A 19,185-nucleotide genomic window follows, 5' to 3' on the forward strand; every position below is an offset into this window, starting at 1 on the left:
TTAACTATGACGCTACGTCATAGTCAAGGCCCGGCATGTCGGGCCTTGAGGCATAAGGTCCTGTTCTTCCTGTGAGGAGTTTCGCAGACGAATTTCGCGGGTATTGATCACTTGCGGCGGCGATTTCCAGAGCGAGGGGTCAGCCGCGCAAGGTCTGCCCCCGGCTGTCACTCGCCGGGTGGCGGGCCGCCAAAACCAGCGGGCCGCCGAAAACAATCTGTGCCAGGCGATGATTTCGATGCAAACGACACGACTCGACACCATCCTGATTCTGATCGTCGGGACGGCAATCGGACTGAGCGTCTGGCTGGCCACGCAGGAACCATTCGCGTCGATCGGACTCGGAATCGCAACGGTAGTGATCTGCTGGATCTCTTGCTCGATGATCCACGGCTTCCCACACCGATCGACGAAGGACATGCGTCCGCGCGAGAACCAGGATCGCGAGTCACCGAAACGGCGCTGACGTCGCGTAGGGATGAGGCCAACCGTGGAGGCCCGGACACAGCGAAGTGAGTGGTTCACCTACCGCAGGTGAACCACTCACTTCGGTCAGAGGATCACACCTCGTCAGGTCGCCAGGTCGCGACGGCCCAGATCACAGCGACGTCGAGGGCGATGATCACGATCGACCACAGCGGGTAGTACGGCATCCACAGGAAATTCGCCACGATCGAAAGTGCCGCGATGACGAATGCCATCCCGCGGGCCCACGCCATGCCGACGAACAATCCCAGCGACACCGCGATGCCGATGATTCCGAGCACGATGTGGATCCAACCCCATGTCGTGACATCGAATTCGAAGGTGTAATTGACTCCGACGATCAGCAGATCGTTGTCCGCGAGAGCCGCGATGCCCTGCAGCAACGCGACGATTCCCGCGACGAAGAGCAGGCATGCTGCCGCCACCGTGGTCCCGATGGCAAAGCCTTGTCGGACAGGATGGTTCGCATGAGATTGGTGCGGAGCAGTCATGACATCCCCTTCTTCGGCGAAATAGCGTGAGAACAGTATTCAAAGGTTCACGCCGCCGGACATCACCCAGCAAGGATGAACAGCCGTCCAGCACTGCAATCAAATTTCATGGGAACATATGTTCGATTTCGGTGTACGGTGGAGTCTATGACCGCCACGATGCAACCGTCTCTGTTCGACAACGGTGACCTGGGCGTCTCTTTGGGCGATCTCGAGGGCACGGTGCAGAGACGTATCCTCACCGCCGGCGCATGGGTCGACCATCGCCCGGCCTGGCTGACCGGATCGGAGGCCGTGTTCGACAATCTGGAAGCTACGGTGCCGTGGCGTTCCGAACGGCGTCAGATGTACGACCGCGTTGTCGACGTCCCTCGTCTGGTGTGTTTCTACGCAGAGAATCAACCACTGCCGGACGCACTTCTCACCGAAGCCAAAGACGCGCTGAGCAGTCACTACTTCGACGAACTCGGCGAACCATTCGCCACGTCGGGTCTCTGTTTCTATCGCGACGGTTCCGACAGCGTTGCCTGGCACGGGGACGATACGGGACGAAGTCGCACCGAGGACACGATGGTGGCCATCCTGTCTCTCGGTGCGGCTCGCCCGCTCCTATTGCGCCCTCGTGGGGGCGGCGAATCCATCCGCTTCAATCTCGGACACGTAGATCTACTCGTCATGGGCGGATCCTGCCAACGCACGTGGGAACACTGTGTCCCGAAGAGTGCGCGGGCCCTCGGGCCGAGAATCAGCGTTCAATTCCGCACTCGCGGAGTTAGATAGCGTCGCGGAGTTCGTCTCGCAGCGCCTTCCGATTGAGCTTGCCGACGGCCGTCTTCGGTATGGATTCTGCGAAAACAACCCGACGCGGCTTCTTGTACGACGCCAGTCGCTCGCCGACGTGCGCGACCAATGATGCTTGCAGTACGTCGTTTTCGACGGTCCCGTCCTCGAGCACCACCACAGCCGTGACCGCCTCCACCCACTTGGCGTCGGCGGTACCCACCACGGCGACCTCACGGACAGACGGATGCGTCAGGAGTGCATCCTCGACTTCACGGGGGTAGACGTTGTATCCGCCGCTGATGCTCATGTCCGAAGCTCGGTCCTTCAAGAACAAGAATCCTTCGGCGTCGAACTGACCGATGTCACGGGTGTGAACCCAGCCGTCTTCGGTGAAGGTGTCCGCATTCAGTTCCGGTGCATTGAAGTATCCGGCGATCGCCGATGGCGAGCGGATCACGATTTCACCCGGTTCTCCCTGGGGCACTTCGTTTCCCTCGCCGTCGAGCAGCCTGATCTCGACGTCGATGGCCGGCTGACCACAGGACAGCAGGCGATCTTCCGTGTGATCTTCGGGCCGTAAGACTGCAATACACAGCGGTGCCTCGGTCTGCCCGTAGTACTGGAGAAAACGGTGTTGCCCCCACGCCTGCATTGCACGTTCGATGGTGGCCAGCGGCATCGGCGACGCACCGTAGATCACGGATTTCAGACTCGAGATGTCTGCGCTCGCAAAATCAGGGCGTTCGAGGAGCATCTGAATCATCGTCGGCACCAGATTGATTGCCGTAGCCCGATGCTCGGTTATCGAGTCCAAGAAGGTCGACGGGTCGAAACCGGGGAGGATGACGGTCTTACCGCCACGGAGCCAGAATGGAAGCACGAAGACACCGCTGGCGTGAATCAGTGATGCTGCGTGCAACATCGTGTCGTCCTGAGTCGCCGGAAGCAGATTGAGCAGAACATTGCGGCAGATTCCGGCGTAGCTGCGCTGAGTGTGCTGCGCGGCCTTCAGCGTTCCCGTGGTCCCGGAAGTGAACAGCGTCAGGATCACGTCGTCGGGATCTACCTCGACGTCCGGAGTGGCCGAAGACATGCCCTGTGCTCGATCCAACAGCGAAAGCTGCCCCTCCGCACCTGTTTCCAGCCCGACGAACGTCCGATCCGGGAACCTGGCGGACAGTTCAGCAGCTCGGCCGGCAAGGTCAGTACCGAAAACGACGTGCGAGGTGTCGGTGTCCTCGAGCATTCGTGCGTGCTCGTCGAGCGAGAGTCGCGAGTTGAGCGGAACCCTGTTGATGCCGGCTTTGACACACGCAAAATCGACAGGCACGCTGGCAAGAGAGTTGTTGACCAGCAACGCAACCCGTGCGCCACGCCCGATACCGAGCGCGATGAATGTATGCGCCAATCGGCTGCTGAGTTCGTCCACTTCCGTGAACGTCATCGATCGATCGCCGAAGACGACGGCTGTTCGCGGTCCGTGCTGTCGCGCACCACGGGCGATCAGATCTCGGGTTACGGGCATCATGGTTCAGTTTCCTCGTTCGAATTCGGGTTGTTCTCGAATCGGCCGTGCCGGCCGGCGCCCGCGGCGAACGCAGCAGCGCCGCGCACACCTTCGGCGATGACAATGGGATTTCCTGCGACACCCTCGGCGCGCAGTGCTTCGGCAAGTGGTAGATCAAAAGATCGGTAGGCCGATGCGCGATCCGCGAGCATGCAGAGTTGTGGGAAAGCGGACAACTGGTGCGCAAGCTCCTTGGCTACCTGGAGTGACTGCCCCACTGGAACAACACGATTGGCCAGTCCGAAGGCCAACGCCTCCGAAGCGTCGACCGGGCGACCGGTCAAGATCATGTCGAGCGCTCGCCCCTGCCCGACGATTCGCGGCAGTCGCACGGTCCCGCCGTCGATGAGAGGAACTCCCCAGCGCCGGCAGAAGACTCCGAACACGGAATCCTCCTCGCAGATCCTCAGGTCCGCGAGCAATGAAAGCTCGAGCCCTCCGGCCACTGCGTATCCACTGACGGCGGCGATCAATGGTTTGGACAACACCAACCGACTCGGCCCCATCGGGCCGGTGCCGCCGCCTTCCGGATGCAACTCGTGCACGCGCGCGGGGTCGGAGACTGCGGTCAAATCCGCACCGGCACAAAATGTGCCGCCCGCACCCCACAGAATTGCCACCTTCTGACTCTCGTCCGACTCGAATTCCAGGAAGGCATCACGCAACTGCGCCGCCATCGGCCCGTCCACCGCATTCTTGCGATCAGGGCGATTCATCACGATGACAGTGACGCCACCGTCACGCTCCACATAGACATCGCCACCTGGTCGATCGGAGTCGGTCACGATATTTCCTCACTGCTCGCGGATAAGGTTTCCCGGTACCCACCATGCCACTTGTAACAGAATTTGTCAGGAGTTGTTCAAAAGTTGTTACAAACTGATCGAGGAATGTCCGCAACCCGAGTTGTGCTGGACCTCGCAACAGCGAGCCCGGACACCGAGTTCAGCACCGCTGTGCTGACCCGGGCCGGCGAGATCGTCGGCGTCAGCGCATCAAGCATTCGCGTGGCAGCGGGCCGACTGTGCCGCGAGAACAAACTGCGTCGTACCGCTCGTGGAACGTACGTCCTCAACCCGGACGGCATCCCCACCTACAGCGAGGTCGAGGGGTGGCGAACTCGTACCGATCGCATACGCCCCTGGGACGGTACCTGGATCGCCGTCGAGCACTCGGGGCTCAAACGAAGCGACCGCACTGCCGCCCGCCGGCACGATCAAGCGCTGCGACTGGCGGGTTACGAGGAGTGGAAGCCCACACTCGCAGTCCGTCCGAACAATCTCCTCGGCGGCACGGACAGCGCCCGCCGCACTCTCCGCCGACTCGGCGCCGCCCCCGAATCGGCCGTCATGGAAATCGCTCACCTTGCCCCCGAGGATGATTCGACAATCCGCACACTCTGGAACTCGGAAGCACTGTTGGCCGACATCGCCGAGGCCCGTGAAGCACTCACACAGGCGCAAACACGCCTGGCGACAATCAGTCGCGAGGAGGCGGCCCGCGAATCACTTGCTCTGGGCAGCGCGGTGATCGCGGTCATCGTGCGCAATCCGCTCCTTCCGGAAGAACTCGAACCGACACAGCCACTGCGCGAACTGATCTCGCACATGCTCGAGTACCAGGACGCATCTCGCGAACTGTGGCAGTCACTGCTCCGGTTCTGATCGATTTCTCCCAGAAGGTAATTCAGTATGTTGCACGGCCGCCGCTGGCGTCGTACACGGCGCCGGTCGAGTAACTTACCGCCGACGACGACAGCCAGGAGATCAGTTCGGCAATCTCGTCGGCCCTCCCCATTCGCGCCATCGGCGTCAAAGACTGCGAACGGGCGAGGATGGCCGGATCGGTGCCGGCATTCATAGGACTTTCCACGGCCGCCGGAGCTATCGCGTTGACCAGCACACCGGTGGTGGCGACCTCTTTGCCGAGTGATTTCGTCAGCGCGACGACGGCCGCTTTGGACGCGGAATATGCACTCTGATTCGGGTTTCCGTCCTTGGCCGCAATACTTGCGAGGTTGACGACCCTCCCCCACCCCGACGCAACCATCCCCGGCACGAACGCCCGGCACATCAGGAATGTCCCTTCGACGTTGATGCGGAACGTACGCTGCCAAGCCGCGAGGTCGACGTCGACGAGTGGCGCTGATGGTCCTACGATTCCCGCACTGTTGATCAAGATGTCGACTCTGCGGAGCCTGGTTCGAAGCGCATCGACTGCTGTCGGATCACTCACGTCGAGTTGTTCGTCCGCGCCTTCGGCAAGATCTGCCGTTACCACCCGAACTCCCCTCTCCGTCAACAGCTTTGCACTGGCGGCGCCGATTCCGCTCGCACCGCCGGTAACGAGCGCTGTGACACCCTCTGGGTAACCCTGCATCGCATTCACTCCTGAGTTTCTGTGCGCTACGCACTCAATTTATGTTGCAAACAGGCATAATTGCCGTCACACTGTGTAGAAATTCTGAATATATGGCGTTTGTTGTCAACGTCAAATACCTGGAGGCCTTGCCGATGGAAACCCGCTGGTTGCACGCGTTTGTCGCGGTTGCGGAAGAACTTCACTTCGGGCGGGCCGCATCACGGCTCCAGATGGCCCAGTCGCCGCTCAGCCAGATGATCCGAAAGCTCGAAAAGGACATCGGCGTCAAGTTGTTCGAACGAAGCACTCGCAGCGTCGCACTCACATCCGGCGGACATGCCTTTCTCCCCCACGCCTATCGCGTCATCGAGAACATGGAGACGGCACGACACGCTACGCGCGCGTCGTCGGGAGGCGTCTACGGACGAGTCACAATCGGGTTCACCGGAGTGCTCAACTATCAAGCACTTCCGCCACTGACACGCGCGTTGCGTCAGCGTTATCCGGAAGTCGAACTGACACTCCTCGGCCGGATCATGACGCGCGACGCGGTCATCCAACTCGAGAGCGGCGCCCTCGATCTCGCCTTCGTCGGACTACCCGTGGAATCCGCATCACTGTCTACCCGGCTGATCCGACGGGAGGCATTCGGCGCTGTGCTTCCGATCGACCATCCCCTCGCAGAGAGGGACGCGATCGACCTCCGCGAATTGGCCGACGACGGATTCGTGACCACCCCGCTCTCGGCCGGCTCGGCCCTCCAGGAAACCGCGATGCGCGCCTGCATCAACGCAGACTTCAGGCCTCGCGTGGTTCAGGAGATCACCGATCCGTACATGATCCTGATGCTCGTTGCCGCCGGCGTCGGTGTAGCGCTGATGACGTCCGGTATGGCTGCTATCACCCCACCTGGCAGTGTGTTCGTCCCACTCACCGGCGAGCCGACGTTCATGAATCACGGAATTGCCTGGTCACCGCGGCACATGACCGATGCGCTCGCCGTCGCATTGGAGACATCCGAGGAAATTCTGCCGACGCCGGAGATTGAGACCAAAAACGTCATTATCTGAGACTCATTTAGTGTTGGACGCGCCATAGTCCTTCGTGGCACTGTCGTCTCAGCCGCCGAAAGGTGAGGGACGTCACCGATGCGTGGTGCATCACCAAACGTGCCGCCACGGCCGGCCCATCGGGACGAAAGGACTTCACATGGCACCACCGATCACCTCCACCGGTTCCACGCACTCCACTGCGGAGCACCCGAATTCGAATGCGCGCCGCGCCGCCGTTTCGGGCTTCCTCGGCAGCACCCTCGAGTACTACGACTTCTTCATCTACGGCTCCGCGGCCGCGCTGGTGTTCCCCAAGATCTTCTTCCCCGGCGGCGGATCAACGGCAACCCTGCTCTCGATCAGCACCTTAGGTGTCGCCTACGTCGCCCGCCCGCTCGGCGCGGTGCTTTGGGGACACCTCGGCGATCGGTACGGACGCAAGAACGCGCTTCTCGCCTGCCTGCTCCTCATGGGTGTTGCGACGGTCATCGTCGGTTGCCTGCCGACCTACGACCAGATCGGCATCGCCGCGCCGATCATTCTCGTCTTGCTTCGCCTTCTTCAAGGGCTCTCTGCGGGCGGTGAATCACCCGGCTCTTCGGCACTGACGCTCGAACACGCACCTGATCACCGTCGTTCGTTCTTCACCTCGTTCACCATGAGCGGGATCATGTTCGGCATCGTCGTCTCCAGCCTGGTATTCATCCCAGTGGCGAGCCTGCCCGACGAAGACCTCTACTCGTGGGGTTGGCGAGTTCCCTTCTGGCTCAGCATCATCGTGACCGTCGTCGCGCTGTGGCTACGTCGCGCCCTGGATGAGCCGGAGGTATTCGAGGAACTCAAGGAACAGGACGAGACGGCCGGAATTCCCGTCGTCGAGATGTTCCGCTCGCACTGGCGCACCGTGATCCGTATCAGCATGAGCTCGACCTTCGCGATGATCAACACCATCGTCAACGTCTTCGCCCTGGCGTACGCCGTCGAATCCGGCTTCGAGCGCTCCACGATGCTGTGGGCAATCGCGACCGCCAATTTTGTTGCCGTACTGACTCAGCCGCTGTTCGGCATCCTCTCGGATCGCTACGGACGCAAGCCCATCTTCGTCGTCGGCGCGATCGGAGCCGGCCTGATGATCTTCGTCTTCTTCCATTCGATCGGAACCCAAAGCGTCCCCATGGTCTTCGCTTCGGGAATCGTCATGATCGGCATCTTCTACGCCATGCCCAACGGCACGTACCCGGCGTACTTCCCGGAGCAGTTCCCCGCGAAGGTCCGATACACCGGAATGGCCGTCAGCCTCATGCTCGGACTCCTTGTTGCCGGCTTCACACCGGCTATCGCTCAGGCGATTTCAGCCGGAGACAAGAGCAACTGGACACCGGTTGCCTGGATGTGCCTGGGCTTCGCCGTCGTCTCCGCCATCGCGGCAATGACCGGACCGGAAACGTACCGCACGCCCACAGCAGAACTGGGCCAACCGAAGCCGAGCCTGCCGATCAAGCAGGACTCAGAGCTCACCAGCAATAACGCTTGACCGGACCGGCCCCTCGCGCTGAATTGCCGCGAGGGGCCGTCCCCACTTATGCAGGAGAATGTCATGACCACCGAATACACACGTCACCGTATCGGCCTTGTCGGGTCGGGTATCGCCACCTCACTCTCGCCCGCGTTGCACGCACACGAAGCAGCAGCACTGGGACTCGACGATTACAGCTACGAACTGGTAGATCTCGAGAACCTGAACATCTCGGTCGAGAAAACCGGTGAGGTGGTGCGTGGCGCCGTCGCGGGCGATTTCACCGGACTGAACATCACCCACCCGTGCAAGCAGGTTGTCGTGGACGCGCTCGACGAGCTGTCCGACAACGCGCGGTTGCTCGGTGCCGTCAACACGGTTGTGGTCGACAACGGCCGTTTGATCGGCCACAACACCGACCACAGCGGATTCCTCACAGCACTGCAGCGCGGTTTGCCCGACGCCGCCTTGGACCGAGTGGTGCTTGCCGGGGCAGGAGGGGCGGGTTCCGCTGTGGCATACGCACTCGCCGCCGCCGGCACCACGGATCTTCGCATCGCAGATATTGATCCCGCTCGCGCTGCCGATGTGTGTTCTCGCGTCGCCTCGGCCTTCCCTGGCACGCGCACAACGGCTTTGGCGATCGATGAGATCGCCGTCAACCTGACTACGTGCGACGGCGTCGTCAACGCATCTCCGATCGGGATGGTCGGCCATCCCGGAACTCCGTTCGACCCCGCGGCGCTCCACGCGGGCTTGTGGGTTGCGGACATCGTCTATCGGCCGATGCGCACCGAATTGCTCGACGCTGCAATTACTCTCGGATGTCGAGTCCTCGACGGCGGCCAGATGCTGGTGGCTCAAGCCTCTGACACCTTCACACTCCTGACGGGTGTCGAAGCCGATACGGATCGCATGCGCAGCCATCTGAGCGAGCTGCTCTCCGAGACGGCACGCGCATGAGCACAACCGAACACCTACTTTCTCGCGAAGTACCAGGAGCACTGATGAACGTGACTGCGCCGTTCGCCGAACCTCTCGACATGGGCAGCGTCCGCCTCCGGAACCGGTTCGTGTCGGCCCCGATGGAACGCAACTACTGCGAAGTCGACGGCACCATGACGGACGAGTACATCGCGTACCTCGCCCGCCGCGCCGAAGGTGGTGCTGCACTGATCTTCACCGAAGCGAGCTACGTGCGTGCCGACGGCAAGGGACGCATCCGGCAGATGGGCGTCGACGTCGACGAACGGATTCCCGGCATCAAGAAGATGGCCGACGCGATCCACGCTCACGGCGCCCTCGTCGGAGTCGAACTCAACCACGGTGGACGTACGGCGCAAGGTTCTGTCAGCGGGTTTGTTCCCGTTGCCCCGACACCGATTCCGTGTTTGGTTGTCGGCGGCGAGATGCCAGAACAACTCGACGGCGACGACATCGAGCACATCATCGAATGTTTCGGTGAAGCCGCGGCACGCTGCCAGCAGGCCGGCGTCGACGTCATCTCCCTGCACGGTGGCCACGGGTATCTGATCCACCAGTTCCTCTCCCCTGCTTACAATCACCGCGACGACGAGTGGGCCGACCCCACCTTGTTCGTCAACAAGGTCATCGCCTCCGTCCACGAGCACGCACCGGGAATCACTCTGGGACTCCGATTCTCAGCCTTCGAAGGCATCGACGGCGGACTCGACGCCGAGATGACTCGCGCTCGCATCGGCGCCATCGACACCGACCGACTCGATTTCCTCGACGTCTCGGCCGGCAACTACGAAGCGGGACAGTGGATCATCCAGCCCGGTGAATGGTCGCGCGGTCTCCTCGCGCCGTACTCCGAGCAGTACCAGCGCGACTTCGACATCCCGGTGGGAGTGGCCGGACGCATCACGTCGCCGGAGATCGCTGCGCGGATCATCGAATCCGGGCAGGCGAACTTCGTCAGCATGGCTCGTACGCTGCACGCAGATCCGGACTTCCCGAATCGTGCCATCGACGGTGGCCGGTACCGCCCTTGCATTGCCTGCAACTACTGCATCGACAGCCTGGCCGCCGGCCCCATTCCCTGCTCCGTCAACCCGTGGGTCGGCCGCGAATTGGATCAGCCTACAAAGCCGGCTGATGCCACCGTGCGGGTCGCCGTCATCGGTGCCGGGCCGTCGGGAATGGCCGCTGCCCGCGACCTCGCACTTGCCGGTCACCGCGTCGACCTGTACGACGAGCGACCCAGCCTCGGTGGCGACTTCGCTCTGGCATCGAAGCTTCACGAGTATCCCGAATATGGACGGATCGTGGACTGGTACGCCGCGGAACTGGCTGAACTCGGGGTCCACTGCCACACCTCGACCCGGGTAGATGCTGCTTTGCTCTCCGGTGTCGATTTCGACGCCATAGTTCTTGCCGCCGGCGGCGTCGGCCCCGTGGTCGATCTCCCCGGAGCAGCTACCCGTACCGTTCGCGACGTCCGCGAATTCCTCGTCTCCAGCGATCCGACTCCTGCCGCTGTCACCATCTTCGGCGCCGACCGTGAAGCTGCGGCCGTCGCCGACGATCTCCTTCAGAAGGGCACCCAGGTCGTGATGATCGGCCCGCAGGAAACCATCGCGCACGACGTCGGACGCCGCGGAAAGATCGTGCTGCTGCCGCGCCTGGCCGCAAGTGAGAACCTCACGACCTACCTCAGCTCGATCGTCACCACAGTCGCCGCTGACCGCGTCACGATTTCGACGGCCGGTGTGCTGAGCGAGGTCGATGCTCCCGGCGAACTGCTGATCTCGCAAGGCGTCGAGCCGCGTTCGGAACTTCTTGCCGAACTCCGTTCACTGGCACCACGACTCGGAGTACATACCGTCGGCGACGCGAGCGGTGACGGCGGGTCCATCCATGCCGCACTCGTGACCGCAGCCGACGTTGCCGTCGCGATCACCGCCGCCGCTGCGGCACGTCAGGAGGTTCACGCATGACCACACAGGCAGCCACACCCGTGGCAACTGCATTGCCACCCATTGGACTCGGAACCTGGCCCCTGGTCGGTGCCGACGCCACGAACTCGGTTCTCTCCGGCATCGAGGCCGGATACCGGCTCGTCGACACCGCCGCGATCTACGGCAACGAGGGCGCCGTCGGTGTGGCGCTGGCGGAATCAGGTGTGCCGCGAGAAGAACTGTTCGTCACCACCAAACTTCGTGGCAACGACCAGGTTTCCGGCGACATTCGGGGCGCCCTCGAGCAGAGTCTGGAACTACTGGGACTCGACCAGCTGGATCTGTTCCTGATCCACTGGCCACTCCCGCGAATCGATCGCTATGTCGCGTCGTTCGAGTCGATGCTGGCCTGCCGCGACGCCGGACTGGTTCGGTACGTGGGTGTGTCGAACTTCCTGGAGCTCCACCTGCGCCGCGTCGTCGCCGAAACCGGCGAGGCACCGGCAGTCAACCAGATTCAGATGGACCCGTCGCTCGCTCGGATCCCGGTTCGCCGCGCCAACGACGAACTTGGCATCTTCACGCAGTCGTGGAGTCCGCTCGGCCGGGGTGACGTGCTCGACAACGCCGTTGTGAGCGAGATCGCCGGTCGAATCGGTTGCACACCAGCTCAAGTGGTCCTCGCTTGGCACGTCGCGCAGGGTGTGGTTCCGGTCGCGCGATCAGCGAACCCGACGCGTCAGGCCGAGAACCTGGCAGCACTCGACGTCACCCTATCCGGCGAGGACATCGAAGCACTGAACAGTCTCGACCGCGGCGAGTCTGCAGCGCGGGACGTCGAAGCAGAGGAACATTTCTGATGACGTTGAAAGTCGGAATCGTCGGCTGCGGCAAGATCGCCGGCAACCATGCCCGCGCGCTGCAACAAGTCCCCGGTGTCGAGGTGATCGGCTGCTGCGATCCCGATCTCGGACGCGCCCAGGAGTTCGCGGCAGCGCACGGCATTCCCGCAGCCGTGAGTTCAGTGGAGCAACTTCTCGCCCTCGGACTCGACGCCTGCACCGTTTGCACGCCGCACCCGGTACATGAAGAGGTAGTCGTGGCCGCTGCCGAAGCGGGTGTACATGTTTTGTGCGAGAAGCCCATCGCAGTCGATGTTGCTGCCGCCGACCGCATGATCGAGGCCGCCGACCGCGCCGGTATCACGTTCGGGGTGCTCTTCCAACGCCGATTCTGGCCGGCAGCACGTCGGATCCGCGACGCCATCGACGACGGGCGGATCGGACTACCCATGCTCGGTGAGGCGTCGGTGATCCTGCACCGCCCGTCTAGTTACTACTCGGCCGATGCGTGGCGCGGACGCTGGGACACCGACGGCGGTGGCGTGCTCATGACACAGGCCGTGCACCAGATCGACATGCTGGCCTGGTTCATGGGCGAGGCCGTCTCGGTCAGCGGCTTCATCCGCACCCACACCCACGGTGAGCACATCGAGACCGAAGACAGCGCGTCAGCTGTGATCTCCTTTGCCTCGGGCGGCACCGCCACCGTCACCGCGACTACCGGTGCCAATCACAATCTGGGTAACCGCGTGACGGTGATCGGGCGCACCGGCGCCATTGCCAGCGTCCTCGAATTTCCTGAAGGGCACGAGGGTGTCAACGAAATCTGGACCGTGCCGGGCGAAGTCGAGTTCCGGTCGCCGTACTCCGCCGACATCGACGCCAATCTCGATGTGGGAGCGGTCAATGCGGCACTGACCGACTTCCACACCCTGCAGGTTCAGGACTTCGCCGACGCGGTCCTGACCGGGCGCGAACCCGCCGTCACCGGTCGAGACGCGCGCGCGTCACTTGCCATCATCGCCGCAATCTACGAATCGTCACGAACGGGCAAGGTTGTCGAGCTGACATCGACACCGACCCTCGCAACAACTGCCAAGGAGCAGAAATGAGTAGCAGTACCCCCCTCACCTACGACGTGGTTGTCGTGGGCTCCGGCGCAGGCGGGCTTTCCACAGCAATTGCCGCAGCACATGGCGGCGCGTCGGTACTCGTTGTCGAGAAGGCCGACACCTGCGGCGGCGCAACGGCCTGGTCGGGCGGGTGGATGTGGACCCCACGCAACATGTTTGCCATCGCCGACGGGGTTGTCGAGGATCGTTCGGCGCCGCGGACGTATCTGGAAAACCGACTCGGCGACAACTTCGACGCCGCCAAGGTCGATGCACTCCTCGACGGCGCCCCGGAGATGGTCGAGTTCTTCGAACGCACGACTGCTCTGAAGTTCGTGCCCGGAGCCAAGATCGCCGATATTCACGGTGACACACCGGGCGCCGGCACGGGTCACCGTTCCGTCGGACCGAAACCGGTGAGTCTGCGAAAGCTCGGACCAGATGTCGCGGCGCTACTGCGTCGGCAGCTGTACGAAACGTCGTTCCTCGGTATGGGCATCATGGCCGGGCCCGACCTGCAGGCTTTCCTGCACTCGACCCGCTCACCAAAAGCCTTTGTGCACTGTGGTGTTCGGGTGACTAAGCACATGTTCGATCTCGCCACCAAGCGTCGTGGCCAGCAACTCGTCAACGGCACCGCGCTTGTCGGCATGATGCTGCGCTCGGCACTCGATCTGGGCGTCGAGTTTCGGGTGAAGACGTCCGCGACCGCGTTGCAGACCGATGACGACGGCCGCGTTGTCGGCGTCCGCCTCGAAGGTCCGGATGGCGCGTACTCGGTAACTGCCACGCGCGGCGTCGTACTAGCCACCGGCGGCTTCGCCCAGGACATCGACCGCCGACGTGAACTGTTCCCCCGTACCCCCACCGGAAACGAGCACTGGTCACTCACTCCGAAGACAACCACCGGCGACGGCATCACCCTCGGCGAATCCGTGGGCGGCCGACTCGACCGCACCCTCGCCTCCCCCGTCGCGTACTGCCCCGTCTCCATCGTTCGCTACCGCAACGGCAAGGAAGGTGTGTTCCCGCACATCCTCGATCGCGGAAAGCCCGGTGTCATCGGAGTTCTCGCGAACGGCAAGCGGTTTGTCAACGAAGCACTCGGCTATCACGACTACACACTCGCGATGGTCGAGCAGGTTCCCGAGGGTGAAGAGGTGTGCTCGTGGTTGATTGCCGATCAACAGTATGTGCGATACCTCCCGCTGGGCATGGCGAAGCCCTTGCCGATCCCGATCCAGCCGTACCTGCGCTCGGGGTACCTCACGCGTGGGCGCACTCTTCGGGACTTGGCCGAGAAGATCGGCGTCGACCCCGTGCAGTTGGAGAAAACCGTCGCAGCTTTCAATATCGGGGCCGTGGCCGGTGAAGACCCCGAGTTCGGTCGCGGTACAACACCGTTCAACCGAGGTTCCGGAGATGCTTCCAATCCGTGGCCGAACCCGTCGCTCGCGCCCTTGCAGAAGGGTCCGTACTACGCGGTGAAAGTCGTGCCAGGGAGTTTCGGCACCTTCGCCGGACTGGTCACGGACTCGTCGTCGCAGGTTCTCGATGACAACGACCGCCCCATCGAGGGGTTGCTCGCCGTCGGCGTCGATCAGGCGAGCGTGATGGGCGGGCACTACCCGTCCGGGGGCATCAACCTCGGACCGGCCATGACATTCGGTTACCTGGCCGGCCGGGAACTGGCCGGAGCCAAGACAGTTGGAGCGCACGCATGACACTCTCACTCGGACTGGCAGCCCTCACAGTGCTCGACACCGCACCGATGCAGCACGTCGCCTTGGCTGAAAAGCACGGCTTCGACACCATCGGTATCCGTCTGATGCCCGCGGCACCAGGTACGACGGCCTACCCTCTGCACGAGGACAAGCAGTCGTTGGACGAACTGGTGCGTCGACTGGGCGATTCACCGGTCGAGGTATTCGACCTCGAAATCATCCGTCTTGCAGCCGACTTCGACCCCACCGACTACGTTCCGCTGCTCGAAGCCGGAGCACAGCTCGGAGCCAAAGCCGTTCTGGTGGGCGGCGACGACCGCGACCGCGCTCGGCTCACGGACTCCTATGCCCGCCTCGCTGAACTGTGCGCGAACTACGGCATCGTCGCCTCGCTCGAATTCATGCCGTGGACTGCGGTGCCCGATGCGCGTGCGGCCATCGAGATCGTCTCGGCGGCAGACGGTCCGGCTCGCAGTGTCCTCGTCGACGCATTGCACACCGACCGCTCGGCGACAACGCTCGAGGATCTTGCGTCCATCCCGCGCGAGTGGTTGCACTACGCCCAGATGTGCGACGGTTCGACCCCCGCTCCCACTGGGGACGCAGAGCTGATCCGTCAGGCCCGCGAGGAGCGTCTGGTGCCCGGCACCGGCGGCATAGCCCTGGCCGACATCTGGTCGGCTTTGCCTGCCGGACTGCCGGTCAGCATCGAATTGCCCAACGAGCCACTGCGCCGCGCCGTCGGCACCGACGCCTGGCTGGAGCGCCTGGTCGAGGCCACGCGAGAAGTGTTGGCCTAGCGGCCCTGTGCGCCTTTTTGGTAGTTGGCGCTACCAAAAAGGCGCACGGGGGCGTCAGCCCCTCCGAGCCGCAACGGCCTGCGCCAGACGGTCCAACTGCGCTGCGGTGGTGGACCAGTCGATGCACGCGTCGGTGATCGACTGGCCGTAGGTGAGCTCGTCCGCCTTGCCCAAGGTCAGGTCCTGACGGCCGGCCTCGATGAAACTCTCCAACATGACGCCCGCGATTCCCTGCTCGCCCTCGGTCAGACGTCGGGCAATGTCGTCGAGCACGATGACCTGACGCTCATGGTCCTTGCTGCTGTTACCGTGGCTCGCGTCGATGACCACGCGCTCGGGCAGGTTCGACTTACGCAGGCGGGCAAGGGTGTCCGCGACGGTCTCGGCATCGTAGTTCGGTCCGTCGCTACCGCCACGAAGAATGACATGGCAGTCAGGGTTGCCCGCGGTACGGATCAAGGCAGCCTGGCCGTCGAGGTCCGTTCCGGGGAACACGTGGCTCGCTGCCGCGGCGCGGGTGCCGTCGACGGCTACCTGTACGTCGCCTTCGGTGGAGTTCTTGATACCGACGGGCATGGACAGCGCGCTGCACAGCTGACGGTGAACCTGACTGGCGGCGGTCCGGGCGCCGATCGCACCGTAGCTGACCAGGTCGGCAATGTACTGAGGCATGATCGGATCAAGGAACTCGCAGCCGACAGGCAGGCCCAGGCTCGACACGTCGAGAAGCAACTTGCGGCCGATACCGAGCCCGGTGTTGATGTCGAACGTGCCGTCGAGGTGGGGGTCGTTGAGCAGGCCCTTCCACCCGAGTGTGGTGCGCGGCTTTTCGAAGTAGACGCGCATGACGATGTGCAGATCGTCCCGCAGTTCGTCGGCCTTGGCGGCCAACCGGCGGGCGTAGTCCATCGCCGCTTCCGGATCGTGCACAGAGCACGGACCGACTACGACGATCAAACGATCGTCGTCACCGTTGAGGATGTTGATGGTGTCGGCCCGACCGGTGCGCACAGTGGCGGCGGCGACCTCGTCCGGAGCGTGCTGAGCACGAACAGTCGCCGGTGACACGAGCGGGCTGATACTCACAGTGCGCTGATCGTCGAGGCTGTCCGAAGCTGCGGTGGTGTCGATGGTGACAGTCATGGGGTTTTCGGTTTCCTGTTCTCAGGCCGACCCCAGAGATGAAGAGAAACTCCAGCGAGCCGGTCTGTAGTCCGGCTCTTGGGTGGAGGTTGTCAGCGCGTGGTTACGCCGGCAGGCCCACCCGGGGCCGGCCTGCTAAACCAGAAATAGACGCGCTGCATGTCGGCCACGATACCTCGAGTTCGGATCAGATGGGCGCGCCCCTCCACAACGAGCCGAATCCGAGGGGAGAGTCCCGTGGCACGAGCCCGTGACGAATGGCCAAATCCGCTGAGCGATTGGCGCTTTCGAGCAAGGCTGCGGCTACGGAATTCGAATACGTTGGTCAGGCACCTGCCAATGCCCGGAACATCAGATGGAGCTGCGCCTTCTCATGCCTGTGATCGAATCGACCGAAACCTTCCACCCGACGGTGTCCCCTTTTGCGACCGATACCCCCTTGCAGTCGACAAGAGATGTGGACGGCGAGTTCACCCGTCTGATCGATTCCTTGACACGACGCGGATTCCTGGCCGGTGCGGCGGCGCTCGGTACACTAGGCGCACTCTCTGCATGTTCGGGCGAATCCAGCGGCACCGAAGCCTCCGACGAGTGGGTCGACATCGTCGTCGCGGACCAGGCCTACCGCCTCCCGCGGGACCCCAAGCGCGTCGTGGTGCTCGAAGCTCGAGGCGCCCTCGATTTTGCACTACTTGCCGAGTACCCGATCGTCGCGACCAATTGGGATCCGAAGTCTCAACTCATGCGCCAGGTACCCGCCGGCGCGGCTCGCCTCGGTGGGACGAACAACGAACCGAATGCCGAATCGATACTGAGCCACGACCCCGATCTTTTGGTCGTCGGGAAAGGCTGGTGGAATTACTACCAGGACAAGGGCCTGCTCGGCACTGACATCGCACCGGTGCTCGTCGTCGACGAGGGCACGACGGGCTCGTCGTGGACGCAGGCCATGACCGCGCAGCTCACGGCTCTCGATCGCCGCGAAGTCGCCGAACGCGTCATCGCCCGATACAACGCCGAACTTGCACAAGCGCGGGCCAAGATCGGTGGTCTCCTCGAAGGCAAGTCGATTGCGATCGCCGGCGCAGACAGCGGTCAGATCTGGCTGCAGAACAACACGTTCGCCGTCTCGGTTGCGCAGGACCTCGGCTTGAACGTCTTGACCGACGCTGCCCATGCCGCACCTGATCGGAAGGATTCGACTTTCTACAGCCTCGAGGAGCTTGCGATCTTCGACCAGGCCGACTTCGTCTTGCTACAGAACCCCGACGCTGTGGAAGCCGAGTCGCCCACGTGGAAACGAGTCCGCGCTGTCCAGGACGGCCATGTCGGGCATCTGCGATACGACCTCAACAACGGCCTCGCTCTGACTGCGATGGCCCTGGCCGCTGACATCGCCGAGCAGGTACAGGTCATGCGCTGACGTCTTCGGGATCGCCTTCCGAATCAGAAATCAACCGGATTCTCTGTCATACGAACAGTCGATACTGACTCACTCGGAAACGGATTATCTTGTCACCTGCCCGTGCTCTTCGCACGTCAGAGGGTGTTTCTCCGAACGCCCTGTTTCTCCGAACGCTAGGTGACCAATGACGCAGAACCCGTACTACGGCCAGCAACAACCGGTCGGCCCTCCGCCGGACAACAATCTGGTCTGGGCGATTCTCGTGACAGGGTTCTGCTGCCTCCCGCTCGGCATCGTCTCGATCGTCAAATCAAGCCAGGTCAACACTTTGTGGGCGCAAGGTCAGTTCGACGCTGCGCAAAAATCAGCTGACGATGCCAAGAAGTTCGCCTTGTGGTCAGTCGGCGCAGGTGTTGCCGTCGCTGTTCTGTACTTCCTTTTTGTCGTCGTCCTTGCCGGATCGAGTTCCCTGTGACCGCCGACGCCGACCGGCGACACTGATTAGCGGCCAAACACCGAACTGCAATGACACCGAATTGTGGTGACACCGAGAACGATGACATATCACGACTCGCCGCACTGAAGGCGCCAGCGGCAGTTGCGTTCACGGCAATTGCGCTGTGCGCCTTCATCTCCTGGAGTGACCCCACCACACCTGGTGGGGTCATTCCCGTTTGTCCGACCAAAGCGCTGTTCAACGTCAATTGTCCCGGTTGCGGTAGCACTCGGATGGTGTACAGCCTCATCCACGGCGATTTCGGTGCAGCGATGCGTTTCAATGCGTTTGGCCTCGTGATGCTGCTTGCACTGGCGTTCACGTACGTCTCGTGGACGACCGCCCGCACCCGTGGAAGACCCGTCGTGCTCTGGCATCAGTTGCGCTGGTCACCGGCTGTGATCTTGACACTCGTGTTGATCTGGACGACGGTCCGCATAGCCCCGATCCCGATATTTGCCAGTCTCCGCATCTAGGCCGGATCTC

Annotated in this window: 19 protein-coding genes; 14 read left to right on the forward strand and 5 right to left on the reverse strand. The window is 62.8% G+C overall.

Annotated elements, in window-relative coordinates; translation table 11 throughout:
- Positions 1-238 precede the first annotated feature (238 nt).
- A complete protein-coding gene (locus tag ATN38_RS05790; RefSeq protein ID WP_020970523.1) occupies positions 239-466 on the forward strand; it encodes a hypothetical protein in 228 nt (75 codons plus the stop codon).
- A gap of 94 nt (positions 467-560) precedes the next feature.
- Here ATN38_RS05790 and ATN38_RS05795 read toward each other — a convergent pair whose 3' ends face one another.
- Positions 561-977: a hypothetical protein gene (locus tag ATN38_RS05795; protein ID WP_007733561.1), complete on the reverse strand. Its 417-nt coding sequence runs from the start codon at positions 975-977 to the stop codon at positions 561-563.
- A gap of 147 nt (positions 978-1,124) precedes the next feature.
- Here ATN38_RS05795 and ATN38_RS05800 point away from each other — a divergent pair, with 147 nt between their 5' ends.
- Entirely contained in the window at positions 1,125-1,757 is a 633-nt protein-coding gene (locus ATN38_RS05800) for an alpha-ketoglutarate-dependent dioxygenase AlkB (RefSeq protein ID WP_218747713.1), read from the forward strand.
- Here the strand turns inward: ATN38_RS05800 and ATN38_RS05805 are convergent.
- The gene (locus tag ATN38_RS05805; RefSeq protein WP_218747714.1) at positions 1,750-3,288 is read right to left on the reverse strand and encodes an AMP-binding protein; all 1,539 of its coding nucleotides are present in this window, start codon (positions 3,286-3,288) and stop codon (positions 1,750-1,752) included. The genes ATN38_RS05800 and ATN38_RS05805 overlap by 8 nt on opposite strands.
- Positions 3,285-4,112 carry a crotonase/enoyl-CoA hydratase family protein gene (locus tag ATN38_RS05810; RefSeq protein WP_003939849.1) on the reverse strand — a complete coding sequence of 276 codons (828 nt, stop codon included), beginning with the start codon at positions 4,110-4,112 and terminating at the stop codon, positions 3,285-3,287. Before ATN38_RS05810 ends, ATN38_RS05805 begins: the two co-directional genes overlap by 4 nt.
- A 105-nt stretch (positions 4,113-4,217) precedes the next feature.
- Between ATN38_RS05810 and ATN38_RS05815 the strand changes: the two genes are divergently transcribed.
- Positions 4,218-4,991, forward strand: coding sequence for a hypothetical protein (locus ATN38_RS05815; RefSeq protein WP_064443837.1), 774 nt, complete (start codon positions 4,218-4,220; stop codon positions 4,989-4,991).
- A 22-nt stretch (positions 4,992-5,013) separates the two neighbouring features.
- Here ATN38_RS05815 and ATN38_RS05820 read toward each other — a convergent pair whose 3' ends face one another.
- The gene (locus ATN38_RS05820) at positions 5,014-5,706 is read right to left on the reverse strand and encodes an SDR family NAD(P)-dependent oxidoreductase (protein ID WP_064444223.1); all 693 of its coding nucleotides are present in this window, start codon (positions 5,704-5,706) and stop codon (positions 5,014-5,016) included.
- Positions 5,707-5,840: 134 nt separating this feature from the next.
- On the opposite strand from ATN38_RS05820, the gene ATN38_RS05825 reads away from it, so the two are divergent.
- The 8 genes from ATN38_RS05825 to ATN38_RS05860 all read left to right on the forward strand — a co-directional run bounded on the left by ATN38_RS05825 (position 5,841) and on the right by ATN38_RS05860 (position 15,655).
- Complete coding sequence (locus ATN38_RS05825) at positions 5,841-6,758, forward strand: LysR family transcriptional regulator (protein ID WP_039973351.1); 918 nt, start codon at positions 5,841-5,843, stop codon at positions 6,756-6,758.
- Between the two features lie 139 nt (positions 6,759-6,897).
- The gene (locus ATN38_RS05830; protein WP_007733570.1) at positions 6,898-8,274 is read left to right on the forward strand and encodes an MFS transporter; all 1,377 of its coding nucleotides are present in this window, start codon (positions 6,898-6,900) and stop codon (positions 8,272-8,274) included.
- Positions 8,275-8,337: 63 nt separating this feature from the next.
- Positions 8,338-9,219 (forward strand): shikimate dehydrogenase, encoded by an 882-nt coding sequence (locus ATN38_RS05835; RefSeq protein WP_007733571.1) that lies wholly within the window; start codon positions 8,338-8,340, stop codon positions 9,217-9,219.
- 44 nt (positions 9,220-9,263) lie between these two features.
- A complete protein-coding gene (locus tag ATN38_RS05840) occupies positions 9,264-11,216 on the forward strand; it encodes an FAD-dependent oxidoreductase (RefSeq protein ID WP_007733572.1) in 1,953 nt (650 codons plus the stop codon).
- On the forward strand, positions 11,213-12,037 hold the full coding sequence (locus tag ATN38_RS05845; RefSeq protein WP_064443835.1) for an aldo/keto reductase: 825 nt from the start codon (positions 11,213-11,215) through the stop codon (positions 12,035-12,037). Before ATN38_RS05840 ends, ATN38_RS05845 begins: the two co-directional genes overlap by 4 nt.
- Complete coding sequence (locus ATN38_RS05850) at positions 12,037-13,131, forward strand: Gfo/Idh/MocA family protein (RefSeq protein ID WP_007733574.1); 1,095 nt, start codon at positions 12,037-12,039, stop codon at positions 13,129-13,131. Before ATN38_RS05845 ends, ATN38_RS05850 begins: the two co-directional genes overlap by 1 nt.
- Positions 13,128-14,855: an FAD-dependent oxidoreductase gene (locus tag ATN38_RS05855; protein WP_064443834.1), complete on the forward strand. Its 1,728-nt coding sequence runs from the start codon at positions 13,128-13,130 to the stop codon at positions 14,853-14,855. Before ATN38_RS05850 ends, ATN38_RS05855 begins: the two co-directional genes overlap by 4 nt.
- A complete protein-coding gene (locus ATN38_RS05860; RefSeq protein WP_042451280.1) occupies positions 14,852-15,655 on the forward strand; it encodes a sugar phosphate isomerase/epimerase in 804 nt (267 codons plus the stop codon). Before ATN38_RS05855 ends, ATN38_RS05860 begins: the two co-directional genes overlap by 4 nt.
- 54 nt (positions 15,656-15,709) lie before the next feature.
- Here the strand turns inward: ATN38_RS05860 and ATN38_RS05865 are convergent, their stop codons facing one another.
- Complete coding sequence (locus ATN38_RS05865; protein WP_063315883.1) at positions 15,710-16,798, reverse strand: 3-deoxy-7-phosphoheptulonate synthase; 1,089 nt, start codon at positions 16,796-16,798, stop codon at positions 15,710-15,712.
- 373 nt (positions 16,799-17,171) lie between these two features.
- On the opposite strand from ATN38_RS05865, the gene ATN38_RS05870 reads away from it, so the two are divergent.
- From ATN38_RS05870 to ATN38_RS05880, 3 genes are all read left to right on the forward strand, one after another.
- Positions 17,172-18,221 (forward strand): ABC transporter substrate-binding protein, encoded by a 1,050-nt coding sequence (locus tag ATN38_RS05870; protein ID WP_256931577.1) that lies wholly within the window; start codon positions 17,172-17,174, stop codon positions 18,219-18,221.
- Positions 18,222-18,387: 166 nt separating this feature from the next.
- Positions 18,388-18,678 (forward strand): CD225/dispanin family protein, encoded by a 291-nt coding sequence (locus tag ATN38_RS05875; protein ID WP_209909674.1) that lies wholly within the window; start codon positions 18,388-18,390, stop codon positions 18,676-18,678.
- A gap of 50 nt (positions 18,679-18,728) precedes the next feature.
- Positions 18,729-19,175 (forward strand): DUF2752 domain-containing protein, encoded by a 447-nt coding sequence (locus ATN38_RS05880; protein ID WP_209909677.1) that lies wholly within the window; start codon positions 18,729-18,731, stop codon positions 19,173-19,175.
- Positions 19,176-19,185 lie beyond the last annotated feature (10 nt).

Origin of the sequence: Rhodococcus sp. FH8, from assembly GCF_019266085.1 — a bacterium.
GTDB classification, from domain to species: Bacteria; Actinomycetota; Actinomycetes; order Mycobacteriales; family Mycobacteriaceae; genus Rhodococcus_F; species Rhodococcus_F qingshengii.